The organism is Rhodococcus baikonurensis (genome assembly GCF_040489275.1).
Lineage (GTDB): Bacteria > Actinomycetota > Actinomycetes > Mycobacteriales > Mycobacteriaceae > Rhodococcus_F > Rhodococcus_F baikonurensis.
Window position 1 is genome coordinate 295249 of record NZ_JBEUOQ010000005.1, and the last position, 13777, is coordinate 309025.

Sequence of the window (13777 nt, forward strand, 5' to 3'; positions counted from 1 at the left end):
AACCAGCGGTCGTCGACGGGCGGCGACACGCGAATGCCCAGTTCTAACCCCTGCCGCCGAATCGAGCGATGTAGTGCCAGACCTTCTTGACGCCCTGCGCATCGAAGGACGCACCCCGGGCGAACCCCAGGACGGCAGGCGTCAGTCGCCCGTCGATTGCGATCTCTCGCGCGAGGTCGACGACGGCCGCTCCCCGATATTCGGGATGTTCGGCGACTTCCTCGACGTCGACCGCGTAACCGTCGTGCCACAGCACCGGGCATGGGAGCGAGTGGGCGATCTCTTCGATGCGTGAGCCCCGGTAGCTCGGGTCCAGAACGAGTGCCTCGACGTCGGTTCCGATGACGACGGCGCCGTGGACGTGCGCCTCGATGTAGTGGTCGAGCGGATCGTCGAACTCGGCGGCTCCTGCGGCGTCGACCAGGCTCATCGCGTCCGCCGTTCCGAAGAGATCAGGCTCGAAGACACTGTCGGGAAAGCAGAAAGTGGTGCGGTCGAGTGTGTGCTCGGCAAGCCGGAAGTAGGACGAGCCGAACCGAGGAGATGCCCCGTACGGATCGGCGGAAAAGTTCAACGATCCGTACTTCGGCCGTTCCGACGGCTCTCTCTCGTCGTAAGCCCCGCCGAATATCCGACTCTCCCAACGCCAACGATCGCCTCCGTGATGCGCCGTCAGTCCGCCGTTGCTGGTTCGAGTCTCGAACTGTGTCACGTAGGTGCCTCGACGTGCGATCGAGGCCAGTGTCAGACCACGTTCAGACGGGAGGTCCGGATGAAAGTGCAACGTCACCCGGTGATTTCGATCCAACGGGGCGCCCTTCGAGAGGCCGCTCACGTGCACAATCGCGGCAGACGAGGGAGTGGAATCAACAGGCATTCGCCCATTATCCGGATACGGAAGCAGCACCGGTGAAGAAGTCGACCAGTGAATACGGTGCGCCTTCACCGAGGCAGAGATCAAGGATCACGTGCGAGTCCGCGGCCTCGGATGCACTGCGTACAAACATCGCTTCCTCGTAGCCGCTCAGTGCCGCTTCGATGTCGTCGGGGTGCGCGGCGATCGCCCTTCCCAGTTCGGCGCCGTCGAACATGGCCAAGTTCGCGCCCTCACCGGATGGAGCCATCAGGTGTGCCGCATCACCGAGGAGCGTGACCCCGGGCACACGATCCCATCGATGCTCGTCGGGAAGGGCATGGATCGCCCGCGGAATCGGAGCGGTTTCGCCGTCTGTGATCAGTGCAGTGAGTTCCGGTGCCCAACCGTCGAACTCGGCCGCGACCCGCGCTGTCGCAGCGGCAGCGTCGGTGAAATCGATACCGGCAAACCACTCCGCCGTACGGTTCAGCTGGACGTAGGTGTGCACGATGTCCCCCGCCTCTCGATGCGCGGCGATCGCTTGTCCTGGTGCGGGCGCGTACATCGCCCCGTCACCGACGGCCTCGGCTGCAGCCGAATGCTTCTCGTCGACGTCGTACAGATACGTCTCGACGAACGTGGTGCCGACGTATTCGGGCTTCGCATCGGAGAGCAAGGGGCGGATCTTCGACCAGGCACCGTCGGCGCCGACGAGGAGGCCGGTAGTCACCGTCGAACCGTCGGCAAAGGTCAGTTCGTGTCGGCCGTCAGCGCACTCGTCGGCTGTGTTCGGTGAGCCGAGCGAGCGGACACTGTCGACCTTGCGTCCCCATTCGATCGTGTCGTCCGGAAGGGATTCGATCAGGATCCGACGGAGGTCTCCGCGCAGCACTTCGGGACGTGCTCCCGTGCCGTCGTCGGGTTCGTCGAGGAGCACGGTGGCGTGTTGATCGAGTACGCGCGACGCGGCGCCGCCCGCGTGGATGATCGCGCGGAACTCGTCGATGAGGCCGGCAGCCTGGAGCGCCGCCTGGCCATTGTGTTCGTGGATGTCGAGTTGTCCGCCCTGGGTACGGGCTTCTGCCGACGGTTCAGCTTCGTAGATTTTCGCGGGAATGCGGTGAATGTGGAGGACGCGCGCGAGGGTCAGGCCGCCTAGGCCCGCCCCGATGATCGAGATCGGCGTGTTCATGTTGAGTCCTTTCGATGGATTGGAACGATGTTCCAACTACAATCTTGGAACGACGTTCCAGATATGTCAAGATGGTTCGCATGGCGACCAGGAATCAGCGGACCGAACGACGTACGGACGCGCTCTCGAAGGAGCGAATCGTCGAGGCTGCGATCGAGATCCTCGACGACGAGGGCGAAACTGCGCTGACATTTCGCGCACTCTCCGCACGCCTGGCAACAGGAAGCGGGGCGATTTACTGGCACGTCGCCAACAAGAGCGAACTGCTCGCCGCGGCGACCGACGACGTCATCGCCCGCGTGACAACCGAAGGAACCGAAAGCGCAACTCCACGCGAGGCGATCCGGATCATCACCCTCGGTGTGTTCGACGCGATCGACGCTCACCCGTGGGTCGGCACCCAACTCTCGCGCGAGCCGTGGCAATCAGCAGTGATGCAGATCTTCGAAAGTCTCGGCACACAGCTCCAGGCCCTGGGCGTTCCCGAATCGGCACAGTTCGACTGCGCGTCCGCACTCCTGAATTACGTACTCGGCCTCGCCGGCCAGTACGCCGCGGGCGCCCGCCTCCTCCCCCGCGAGACAGACCGATCCGCTTTCCTTTCGACCGTCGCTACACGATGGGAAGAACTCGACCCTGCGAAGTACCCGTTCCTCAATCAGGTGTCGACACAACTGCGCGACCACGACGACCGCGAGCAGTTTTTGGCAGGTATCAATCTCATCCTCGCGGGGATCGACACCGCCAGATAGCAGCCGTTCCCGTCAGCTGCAGCCGTCAGCGCGAATGAACAGCAGTGTTGGAACCGAGCGCGATGTCGAGGAAATCCCTTGCTGCACCGCGTAATCCGCGATCTGGATCCCAGACGGCCTGGAGCCGCCTCGGCATCCGCAAGCCGTCGACGTTGACCGCGACCAGTCGCCCGTCCGTCAGATCTGCAGCCACGGCCAGCGACGAGAGAACGGCGGGCGCATTGCCGGCCACTACCGCAGCTTTGACGGCCGTGCACGAAGTGAGCTCGAGCAACGGCGGCACACAATCGGGAACGGCATTCTCGAGCGTCAACCGCGTACCGGACCCTGACTCGCGCTGAATGAGCGGTGTGCGTGCGAGGTCCGCAACCGGAACGGGCACACCATTGGCCCAGTCGTGTCCTGGCGGCACAACTACGACGAGGTGATCACGTGCCACCTCGCACGACGCGAGCGCCGACGGCACATCCGGCCCTTCGACAAATCCGATGTCGGCCTGGCCTGCCTGCACTTGAGCAGAGACGTCCGAGGAATTGTGCAAGCTCACCGACGCCACGACATTGGGGAACTTGTGCCGCATCGCGACCGTCCATCCGGGAACCAGATACTCGGCGATGGTCATGCTGGCCGCGACGGTGACGGCAGCGTCGCGTTCACCGCGAAGTGCCGCAACTCCCGATGCCATTTCCTCGGCACTGACGAGGATGTGACTTGCCCACTCGAGAATCAGACCGCCCTCGGCGGTGGGACGAACACCGGTCGCCGCTCGATCGAAAACCTTGATGCCGAGCTGACGTTCGACCGAACGCACACGGGCGCTGACTGCCTGCTGACTGAGTCCGTGCTCCCGGCCGGCAGCACCCATGCTGCCCAGACGCCCTACGGAAAGCAGGACGTCGAGGGCACTGAGCTCCGGCACCCGAGGGGACAACGACATAGACCAAGATTAGACCCACAAGGCGAATTTGTGGGCATTCAAGGACAACCGGTCTACCGGTACGAACCGGATGAGACGACAGTGAAATACATGACCACCACCACGAGTCCCACCTTCGCCCACATCACCCCGAACTGGTTCGCGGCAGCGATGGGAACGGGAATCGTCTCGGTGGCCGCCGCTTCGCTCGAACCGGAGATCGAGGGCTTGAAACTGGTCTCCGAGATCTTCTGGGTTCTGGCGGTTCTCGTACTGTGCGCCTTGATCGGAGCATTTGCCACCCATTGGTCACAACATCGATGTCAGGCCCTCGCCTACCTGCACAGCCCCGCGATGTTCCCCTTCTACGGCGCCGTCGCAATGGCACTTCTGACCGTGGGATCCGCAACCGGCATCACCGGCCCGGACTTCCTCGGCCACGACGTGGCGATCACCGTGTCGCTGACACTGTGGACACTCGGCACGGCACTCGGCCTGGTCACCTACGTCGTGATGATGATTCGACTCGTTCGAGATGCCGGGATGGCGACGGCAATGCCGTTCTGGCTCATGCCCGTCGTACCCCCGATGGTCTCGGCCACCACCGGCGCTGCCGTCAGCACCCACATGCCCGAAGGCGCTCCGCGCGTCGCGGTACTGGTCTTCTGCTACATCCTGTTCGCTCTGGCGCTGACCGCCGCCATCGGCATTCTGGTAGCCGTCGCCAGGCAGTTCGCACGCAACCACTCGGCGGGCGTCGACGTGATCCCGTTCAATGCCATTCCCTCACTGTGGATTCCGTTGGGCGTGATCGGACAGTCGATCGCAGCATCCAACCTGTTGGCCGCCGCCTCACGGCATGCACTCGGTACCGAGCACGCCGACACCCTGCACGAATTCGGAATCGCATACGGAACCGTCGTCGGAATCATCGGCGTGATCGCGTTTGTCACCGTCACCGTCGTCACCATCCACGCACTGCGCCGCGGCTTGGACTTCTCACTCGGCTGGTGGAGCTTCACTTTTCCCATCGGAGCATGTGCCGTCGGCGCGAATGCATTCGGAGTCGCCACCGGTTCGACGCTGATTCTGGGAATCGCACTTGCCCTGCTGACCGTGCTGATCCCCATCTGGGCAACCGTCGCGGTACGGACCGTCCGCTCGATCCGCAGCGGCGCACTTCCCGCAGCCGCCTGAAATCGCACCGATGAGTTTCGGCTCGCCGTACGGTCTGTACTCACGTAGACCATTGTCGAGAGCGGGAGTACACGGTGAGTCAGTTGCTACGAGTGCAGAATTTCAACGTTTCCAGCGACGGAATAGCATGCGGTCCGGACCAGAGTTTCGAGAGCCCGTTCGGCCTCGACCACGGTGAAATGTTTGCGTGGGCGGGAGCTACGGCCAGCTGGCCCAACCGCACCGATCCCGGCGGCAGCCGCGGCCTCGACGACTATTTCACCCGAGACTTCTCCAACAACATCGGTGCCGAAATCATGGGCCGCAACAAATTCGCTCCCTACCGCGGCCCTTGGGAGAATCTCGAGTGGCAGGGCTGGTGGGGCGACGAGCCACCGTTCCACACCCCGGTATTCGTCTTGACCCACCACGTGCGGCCGTCGTTCACACTCTCGGACACGACATTCCACTTCGTCGACGCCGACCCGGCGACGGCCCTCGAGCAGGCACGTGAGGCGGCGCAGGGCAAGGACGTTCGACTTGGCGGCGGAGTCAGCACTATCCGTGAATTCCTCGACGCCGATCTGGTCGACACGATGCACGTCGCTGTCTCCCCGATCGAATTCGGATCCGGTCTACGCCTGTGGGAGACACCCGACGAATTACGTGATCGCTTCAACCTCGAAATCGTGCCGAGCCCGAGCGGCGTGACGCATCACCTGTTCTGGCGAAAGTGACCTGTTGGGGCAGCGCCGAATGCGGGGCTGCCCCAACAGCTACGCCCTATTCCCCGGTCTCGACCTGACGACCCGACTGGTACCACGCCATCGTTCCACCGGCCACCGAAACGGCATTGATGCCGCGGGCCTGGAGATATTCAGCGGCTTGCAAGCTCCGTCCCCCGACGGCGCAGATGATGTACACCGTTTCTGCGTCCGGGATCTCGCCGACGCGAGCGACGAACTCGCTGAGCGGAATGAGCGACGCACCCGGAACGCGCACCTGAGCGAACTCGTCGGCCTCACGGACGTCGATCAACGGCTCACCCGCCGCCAGCGCCGCGTCCAGTGCATTCAAGTCGACTTCCAACATTTTTCTGCGTCCTGCCTTCGTGTTCGCTGCTGTCCGAATAGACGGTACCGCGTGTTTTCCTGCGGCTCCCTTTACGATCTGACAATGACCAATACCGTTCCCGAAAAGTCGGGTTTTTGGAGTCGCCCGTCCTTGTGGAAGTTGCTCTCGGTGATCGTCGCCTATTTGGCCTTCTACCTCGCCGTCGGGCAGGTTACCTCGCGGGTTTTTGCCGACCAGATCGACACGGACAACGTTGTCGCAAGCGCTTCCAGCATCATCTTCGGCGTCGCATTGCCTATCGCGATCGGCGCAATCGCACTGCTGATCTTCGCGACCAAGCTGGGCTGGCTGCGCGACATCTTCGGACCACAACCCATACGCGGGCGCGGGTGGATGTGGATCGGCCCGATTATCGTGGTCGCCGCCATCGCTGCACACCTGGTCGGAACGGATTGGAGCGAGTGGTCGACCGGGGAGATCGTTTCCCTGATCGCTCTCGGTGTGTGCGTAGGGCTCGCGGAAGAACTGCTCACCCGAGGTATCGCCGTGAAGATGCTCCGCGACGCCGGCCACCGCGAACGGTTCGTCGCGGTCGTATCGTCCTTGTTGTTCGCGCTCATGCACACCGTGAACTTCATTGCGGGGATGGAACTGGCAACCGTTCTCGGCACAGTCGTCTATACGTTCGGATTCGGCATGTGCATGTACCTGACCATGCGAGTGACGGGGACGATCTGGGCCGCAATCGTGTTGCACGGCCTCACCGATCCGACGACGATCCTCTCGAGCGGCGGGTTGGACACGTCCGTGACTACAGAGGTGAGTGGCGCCGCCGCGATCGCGTCCCTCCTGACGGTCCTGTTGATCGCTTTCGGTGTAGTCGCCATATTCCTCATTCGAGGCCGAGTCGGCGAAGACCAGCCCACACACGTCACGGCCTGACGGCTCGAGACGTTCGGACATACTTGTACCCATGCCTTCTCGGACCACACATTCGATCGCCGTCGTGACCGCATCTTTTGTTCTGGCACTATCGGGTGCCGTCACACACGCCAGTGCGGGGGTTCCGGCCGCTCCCGAAGCCGCGACTACCGAATCCATCGCATCGGAGTCGATCAGCGATCTGTACGCAGCCCAGGGTGCGCACGAGGTGGCTGCCGATTCCGTTCCCGGGTACCAACTGTTTTACCCAGCCGACTTGTCCGCTGACGGCAATCGGCTTCCCGTCGTCACCTTCGGCAACGGCAGTTACGCGACTTACGAGGAGTACGAAGCCCTCCTACGTCACCTCGCGTCGTGGGGTTTCGTCGTCGTGGTAGCCGACAGCAGCGTCACCGGAGACGGTACCGAGATCTTGGCTGCCGCCCAGTACATCGTGGATCAGGACACCAACGCGGAAACCATCTTTCACCAGCGGATCGACACCGACAACATAGCCTCGGTGGGGCACTCGCAGGGTGCAGGCGGCGCGATCAACGCGGCAACTCGGTCGGCGAATCTGATCACCGCCACGGCGGTGCTCGATTTGCCGGACCCGTGGTGGGCCTCGCGACCCGTCGACGTGATCGACGTGGCGAAGTTGACCGGGCCGACGTTCTTCATGACCGGCGCCGACGACCCTGTCTCCACCGCCGATCCGCAAGCGGAGTACTTCGACAAAACCGCCGGGCCGGCCGTCCGCGGCAGACTGCTTGGCGTCGGCCACAATTGGGCCGTCGACGGCGAAGGATTCCGGGGTTACCTGACAGCGTGGCTGAGGTTCACCCTCAGCGGCGACCAGACTGCCGCACGTGCGTTTGTCGGCGACTCGGCGGAAATCCTCACCGATCCCCATTGGGACCGGCAAGCAGTCAAGGGTTTGTGATGACGATCTTGCCGTAGGCCCGCCCGGACTTCTGCTGCTCGAAAGCGTCAGCGAGGCGGTCGAGGCTGTAGGAGGAATCTATGACGGGGCGAAGCGCCAGACTTTCCAGACCTGCAACCATCTGCTCCTGATGTGTACGACTGCCCACCAGAACACCTTCGATGGTGACCTGTTTGGTCAGGAGCGAAGTCAGGTCGATCGACGACGAGGGGCCGTTCATGATGCCCAGCGCGCAGATCCGCCCGCCGGGTCGGACTGCCGCGAGAGATTGACCGAGGGTGGACGGCCCGCCGACGTCGAGGACAAGATCGATTCCGCCGCTGAGCCGCATCGCCTCCGCTCCCCAGTCCGGGCGCTCGCGGTAGTTGACCACGTGATCGGCACCGAGCTCGGTCAATCGAGCCATCTTGTCGGCGGCCGACGAGGTTGCGATCACCTGAGCTCCAACCGCTTTGGCCAGCTGCACGGCAAACAGCGCTACCGTGCTGGTCCCGGGGATCAACACCGTCGAACCTGGGATGATCGGAACGCCGGCAAACAGTGCGCGCCACGCTGACAATCCCGCGGTGGGCAAGGTAGCGGCTTCCTCGTAGGTGTAGTTTCGCGGCATCACTGTCACAGCAGATACCGGCACGGTGACGGTGTCGCGGGCGAACCCGTCGGCACCGTCACCCGGTGAATTTCCGAATCCGTCGAAATCCGGTGCGCCGCTCCGCCAATGCGGCAGATAGGTGCTCATCACGCGATCTCCGACGCTGAACTGCGTTACGCCGTCTCCGACCGCAACGACCTCCCCGGCAGCATCGGACAACAGGATCCGCGGACCGTCGGTGGCTATCTCGCCGGTCGCCACGAGGTAGTCGTGGTGGTTGAGCGAATTCGCGTGGATCGCGATCGTCACTTCGCCCGCGTCCGGCCCTGGCGTCTCGATGGTCCTCGATTCGAGGTTGTTCAATCCTCCGGGCGGAAGTACGTACACGGCGCGGTTGGTCATGGTGTGGATCCTCGCACGAATGATGATTTCGGGTGATGTTCGGAAGGGTGCTGCGGCTCAGAGAAGAGAAGCGGTGAACCCTCCGTCGAGAACCAGACTGCTGCCGTTGCACCACGACGACTGGTCACTGGCAAAGAACACGGCCGCGGCGGCAACTTCCTCGGTCCGGCCGTAGCGCGTCTGCTTCGTGACCATCAAATCGTCGAAGCCGCCGGATTCGAGGCCGAGGGCGTTCTCGAAATTCTGCTGGTGACTCTTGACCAGGTCGGTATCGATGAATCCGGGCAGCAAAGCGTTCGCGCGGATTCCGTGAAAGCGAAGTTCGGCCGAGAGAGTTTCGGTGAGATTGCGAACCGCAGCCTTGGCGGCGGCGTAGCTGCCGATCAACGGCGACCCTGTTGTCGACGAGATCGACGAGATGTTCACGATCGAACCGCCACCGGATGCGACGAGCGCGGGTAACGAATGACGGACGGTCAAGAACACTCCGTCGAGATTGACGGACATGACTTTTCGCCAGTCCTCGAACGAGGTCTCGATCAGTGGAGTTGTGGTGGCGATGCCGGCGTTGGGTACTACGACGTTCAGTCCGCCGAACTCGTCGACCGCTCTGGCGACGAGATCCTTGACCTGCTGTTCGTCGGTAACGTCGGAGGTGACAGCGATCGCCCCGTCGATCGAGTCCGCCACTGCCTGTGCTGCGTCACCGTTGATGTCGGAGACTACGACGCGGGCACCTTCCGCCCCGAATGCCCGGGCGATTGCCGCACCGATGCCTGCGCCTGCGCCGGTGACTATCGCAACTTTGTTCGCGAGAAGATCGGACATGTCAGCGTTCCCCTTCAGCTCTCGGCCGGGACGTAGAAGAGCAATTCGGGACCGGTCTCACCGGTGGTCGCGATGGCCTCGGACATGTCGAGAGTTCCGTCGCCCAAAGCACTTCCCAATGCCTGGGCGGTGCCTGCGAGATCTTCCGTGTCGAGTTGATAGATGCTCAGGTAGCGACGCGCGGGCAATGCCGCCTCGGGCAGCAACTGCACATCCGCGAGAGAGAATCGAGAGGCGGAGACAACCCCGGGCACTCGCTCGACGACCTGCGGAATATGTACGTCGTCGTACCAGCGGTTGAATGCTTCCTCCGAAGACGGATCCGCGGGGTGTACGTGTGCGACGAGAATCGCTGTGCTCATGAAGTTCCTCTTCGACTCGAAGTGCTTTGGATTCAGCATGTTTGGAAGGCGACGATATTCACCAGCGAGGCCACAGGCCGTAGCCGTGCCAGGTGATTCGATCGCCGCTCAAGCGACAACCCTAGGGAGCGATTGTGACCCGCGCCATATGCTCGGAGGTCAGAGTTGAGCTCCGCCTTTGTCCTCTCGGCACAAAACTGTGCCCTCGACACAAAACGGTGGGGCAGAATCGGACATCAGCGAAAGTCTCGCGACTTGGCTGTGACTCGCAGATCCATCAGCTGCATCCGGTCTGCCACGACGGTGACAGCGCCTTCTGCATTTTGCACCTTCCCTCGAATAAGCAACGCCGGCGCCGTATTTGCCAGTTTTCGGTACTTTGCCCACAACCCCACCGAACACACGACATTGACCATGCCGGTTTCGTCTTCGAGGTTGATGAACGTGACGCCCGCAGCTGTTGCCGGGCGCTGCCGGTGTGTGACTGCTCCCCCCACCAGCACACGGTCACCGTCCGGGATGTCGAGAAGTCTCGACGCCGGCACCACGCCAAGCGCGTCGAGCTGTGGGCGGAGAAACTGTGTCGGGTAGGTGTCGGGAGATACTCCTGTCGCCCAGACATCCGCTGCCGCCAATTCGACGTCGCTCATTCCGGGCAGGGTGGGAGCTGTGACCGATGCACCGATACCCGGCAAGCGGTCGGGGCGCTCCCCTGCCGCAGCGCCCGCTGCCCACAGCGCTTCTCTACGCGAGATGCCGAAGCTGGCGAGCGCACCGGCGGTCGCCAACGATTCAGCCTGTGCGGTAGTCAGTTCCACCCGGCCGGTCAGATCGAGAAACGACGTGAACGGTCCACCGAGGTCGCGCTGTTCGACGATCTTCTCGGCCAGTGCATCGCCGATGTTGCGCACCTCCCCCAATCCCAGCCGAACCTCGAATCCACTTGCCTCGACGGTGGCGTGCGCAAGGCTGACATTGATGTCTGCACCGTGTACCTGCACTCCGTGCCGGCGCGCATCGGCAACCAAGGACTGCGGCGAGTAGAAACCCATGGGCTGCGCGCGCAGAAGTCCGGCACAGAACGCAGCGGGATGATGAAGTTTGAACCACGAGGAGTAGAAGACCAGCGCGGCAAAACTCTGTGAATGGCTTTCCGGGAAACCGAAATTTGCAAACGCATACAGCTTTTCGTAGATCCGGTCGGCAACCTCGTCGCCGATGCCGTGTAGGTCTCGCATGCCCTGATAGAACCTCGCGCGCAGTTGTTCCATCTTCTCGGTGGAGCGTTTCGATCCCATTGCCCGACGCAATTGATCGGCCTCGGACGGCGTGAAGCCCGCAACGTCGACGGCCATCTGCATCAACTGTTCCTGGAACAGCGGAACCCCCAACGTGCGTTCGAGTGCCTTCTCGAGCGACGGATGGTCGTAGGACACAGGTTCGAGTTTGTTGCGCCGACGAATGTACGGATGCACTGATCCGCCTTGAATCGGCCCCGGACGGATGAGCGCGACCTCGACCACCAGGTCGTAGAAGTTTCGAGGCTTCAGACGCGGCAGTGTCGCCATCTGCGCACGTGATTCCACTTGGAACACCCCCACCGAATCTGCCCGCTGCAGCATCTCGTACACCGCCGTTTCCGACAGATCGAGTTGCGCCAGATCGACTGTGATGCCTTTGTGTTCGGCCACCAGATCCATCATGTAATGCAATGCAGAGAGCATGCCGAGGCCGAGCAGGTCGAACTTGACCAGCCCAGCGGCAGCACAGTCGTCCTTGTCCCACTGCAGGACACTACGATTGGCCATTCGCGCCCACTCCACCGGACAGACGTCGGCGATAGGACGATCGCAGATGACCATGCCGCCCGAGTGGATACCGAGGTGCCGCGGATAGCCTTCGATCTGCGCCGCCAGTTCGAGTACCGGACGCGGAATATCTGTATCCGCATTCTTGTCGATACCACCCCACCGGCCGACCTGCTTACTCCACGCATCTTGCTGGCCCTGCGAAAAGCCCAGTGCCCGAGCCATGTCCCGCACCGACGACTTTCCTCGATAGGTGATGACATTGGCGACCTGCGCGGCATACGTACGCCCGTACTTCGCGTACACGTGCTGGATCGCCTCCTCCCTTCGGTCGGACTCGATGTCCACGTCGATGTCGGGCGGGCCGTCACGTTCGGGCGCAAGAAACCTCTCGAACAACAATTTGTTGCGAACCGGATCGACATTGGTGATGCCGATCGCGTAACACACCGCCGAGTTCGCAGCGGAACCTCTTCCCTGACAGAGGATGTCGTTGTTCTTGCAGAACGACACGATGTCATGCACCACCAGGAAGTATCCGGGAAAGTTCAATCCCTCGATGATGGCAAGTTCATGTTCGAGCTGTTTGTATGCCTTCGGTGCACCTTCCGGCGGTCCGTAGCGTTCCAGCGCCCCCACCATGGTGAGCTCACGCAACCACGACGCCTCGGTATGCCCGGCGGGCACGTCGAACGGTGGCAATTTGGGCGCGATGAGCTTGAGATCGAAAGCGCACTCACGACCAAGATCGGCGGCACCACTGACAGCCTCGGGATAGAGCGAGAACAGTGCCGCCATCTCCGCGCCCGACCGCAGGTGCGCTCCGCCGGTAGGGGCCAACCATCCTGCTGCCTCGTCCAAGCTTTGACGCGACCGCACAGCCGCCATTGCCATGGCGAGGCGTCGACGCGGAGGAGCGGCGAAGTGCGCGGCGGTGGTCGCCACCGTACGTAGTCCATGCTCTCTCGCCAATTCGGCCAGAACGGCATTGCGCTCGTCGTCCTCCGCCAACCCATGATGGGTGAGTTCCACCGACACTCGCTCCGCCCCGAATCGCTCGACCAGATCCCCCAAGGCATCCGCCGCTGCTTCGCGACCACCCGACGTCAAGGCTTGCCGCACATGACCTTTCCGGCACCCGGTCAGGATCTGCCAGTGGCCACCGGCCGCTTCGGTCAGCACGTCGTAGTCGTACTGCAGTTTGCCCTTCTCGCCGCCCGCCAGATGCGCGGCAGCGATCTCCCGCGAAAGCCGGCGATACCCTTCCTGCCCACGGGCAAGCACCAGGAGGTGTGTTCCACCGGGATCTGCCGTGCCGGTTCTGGGTACCGAGTCCAGAGAAAGCTCAGCTCCGAAGACTGTGCGCATTCCCCATTCACGTGCGGCTTCCGCAAACCTCACCACGCCGTAGAAGCCGTCGTGATCGGTGACGGCGATAGCTTCGAGCCCGAGACGCACTGCTTCCTCGACCAGCTCTTCCGGCGGCGATGCGCCGTCGAGGAAACTGAAGGCCGAGTGAGCGTGCAGTTCTGCGTAAGGAACTACACCGGCACCACGGGTGAGCTCGCCCGCGTGGTACTCGCCGCGCTTTCTTGACCAGGCGGGGCTGTCACTTCCATCGCCCGGAAACAAATCCTCATGTTCCACACGGCCGGGTCGTCCGGAAAGCACCCGTTCCATCTCGGACCACGTCGGCGGCCCATTTCCCCAACCCACACTGACCTCGCACCTGATCGAGTCGGCCGTCAGGGACGACCGACTGCTCGAGGATGCCGAAAGGGAAGACGCACCACATGCATCGAACTTATGTTCGATTCGGATTCAGTCTGCCAGGTCACTCACCCACAGTCAACAGAGCGAATCTCAACCCTCACCGTCTCGTCACATTCAGATGTACGCATGTCTGCACTCCGTTCACTTTGGCCCCAGATCATTAGCGGCGTTCATAATCTCCA

13 protein-coding genes are annotated in these 13777 nt (G+C 62.6%); 5 read left to right on the forward strand and 8 right to left on the reverse strand.

The features are described from left to right. Nucleotides 1-43: 43 nt before the first annotated feature. Together ABWI03_RS14755 and ABWI03_RS14760 are read right to left on the reverse strand one after the other, a co-directional pair. Nucleotides 44-877 carry a DUF3626 domain-containing protein gene (locus ABWI03_RS14755; RefSeq protein ID WP_298778455.1) on the reverse strand — a complete coding sequence of 278 codons (834 nt, stop codon included), beginning with the start codon at nt 875-877 and terminating at the stop codon, nt 44-46. 7 nt (nt 878-884) lie between these two features. Further along, complete coding sequence (locus ABWI03_RS14760) at nt 885-2048, reverse strand: FAD-dependent oxidoreductase (RefSeq protein ID WP_298778458.1); 1164 nt, start codon at nt 2046-2048, stop codon at nt 885-887. 71 nt (nt 2049-2119) lie between these two features. Here ABWI03_RS14760 and ABWI03_RS14765 point away from each other — a divergent pair, with 71 nt between their 5' ends. Beyond that, a complete protein-coding gene (locus tag ABWI03_RS14765; protein WP_298778461.1) occupies nt 2120-2800 on the forward strand; it encodes a TetR/AcrR family transcriptional regulator in 681 nt (226 codons plus the stop codon). A gap of 25 nt (nt 2801-2825) precedes the next feature. Here the strand turns inward: ABWI03_RS14765 and ABWI03_RS14770 are convergent, their stop codons facing one another. After that, nucleotides 2826-3737: a LysR family transcriptional regulator gene (locus ABWI03_RS14770; RefSeq protein ID WP_019747644.1), complete on the reverse strand. Its 912-nt coding sequence runs from the start codon at nt 3735-3737 to the stop codon at nt 2826-2828. 90 nt (nt 3738-3827) lie between these two features. Here ABWI03_RS14770 and ABWI03_RS14775 point away from each other — a divergent pair, with 90 nt between their 5' ends. Further along, nucleotides 3828-4913, forward strand: a complete 1086-nt coding sequence (locus ABWI03_RS14775) for a TDT family transporter (protein WP_206029478.1) — start codon at nt 3828-3830, stop codon at nt 4911-4913. 74 nt (nt 4914-4987) lie between these two features. Further along, nucleotides 4988-5629 carry a dihydrofolate reductase family protein gene (locus tag ABWI03_RS14780; RefSeq protein WP_166810974.1) on the forward strand — a complete coding sequence of 214 codons (642 nt, stop codon included), beginning with the start codon at nt 4988-4990 and terminating at the stop codon, nt 5627-5629. Nucleotides 5630-5675: 46 nt separating this feature from the next. Here the strand turns inward: ABWI03_RS14780 and ABWI03_RS14785 are convergent, their stop codons facing one another. After that, the gene (locus ABWI03_RS14785; protein WP_095968974.1) at nt 5676-5984 is read right to left on the reverse strand and encodes a rhodanese-like domain-containing protein; all 309 of its coding nucleotides are present in this window, start codon (nt 5982-5984) and stop codon (nt 5676-5678) included. An 84-nt stretch (nt 5985-6068) separates the two neighbouring features. Between ABWI03_RS14785 and ABWI03_RS14790 the strand changes: the two genes are divergently transcribed. After that, nucleotides 6069-6908 (forward strand): CPBP family intramembrane glutamic endopeptidase, encoded by an 840-nt coding sequence (locus ABWI03_RS14790; protein WP_124566494.1) that lies wholly within the window; start codon nt 6069-6071, stop codon nt 6906-6908. Between the two features lie 31 nt (nt 6909-6939). After that, entirely contained in the window at nt 6940-7830 is an 891-nt protein-coding gene (locus ABWI03_RS14795; RefSeq protein WP_298778470.1) for a dienelactone hydrolase family protein, read from the forward strand. On the opposite strand, the gene ABWI03_RS14800 is transcribed toward ABWI03_RS14795, so the two are convergent. The 4 genes from ABWI03_RS14800 to ABWI03_RS14815 form a co-directional block, all read right to left on the reverse strand. Next, entirely contained in the window at nt 7817-8824 is a 1008-nt protein-coding gene (locus ABWI03_RS14800; RefSeq protein ID WP_095968971.1) for a zinc-dependent alcohol dehydrogenase family protein, read from the reverse strand. The two genes, ABWI03_RS14795 and ABWI03_RS14800, sit on opposite strands and share 14 nt — an antisense overlap. 57 nt (nt 8825-8881) lie before the next feature. Beyond that, nucleotides 8882-9652: a glucose 1-dehydrogenase gene (locus tag ABWI03_RS14805; protein ID WP_298778478.1), complete on the reverse strand. Its 771-nt coding sequence runs from the start codon at nt 9650-9652 to the stop codon at nt 8882-8884. A 14-nt stretch (nt 9653-9666) separates the two neighbouring features. After that, nucleotides 9667-10014: a hypothetical protein gene (locus tag ABWI03_RS14810; RefSeq protein ID WP_095969264.1), complete on the reverse strand. Its 348-nt coding sequence runs from the start codon at nt 10012-10014 to the stop codon at nt 9667-9669. Between the two features lie 236 nt (nt 10015-10250). After that, nucleotides 10251-13538 carry an error-prone DNA polymerase gene (locus tag ABWI03_RS14815; protein ID WP_298778481.1) on the reverse strand — a complete coding sequence of 1096 codons (3288 nt, stop codon included), beginning with the start codon at nt 13536-13538 and terminating at the stop codon, nt 10251-10253. Between the last annotated feature and the right edge of the window lie 239 nt (nt 13539-13777).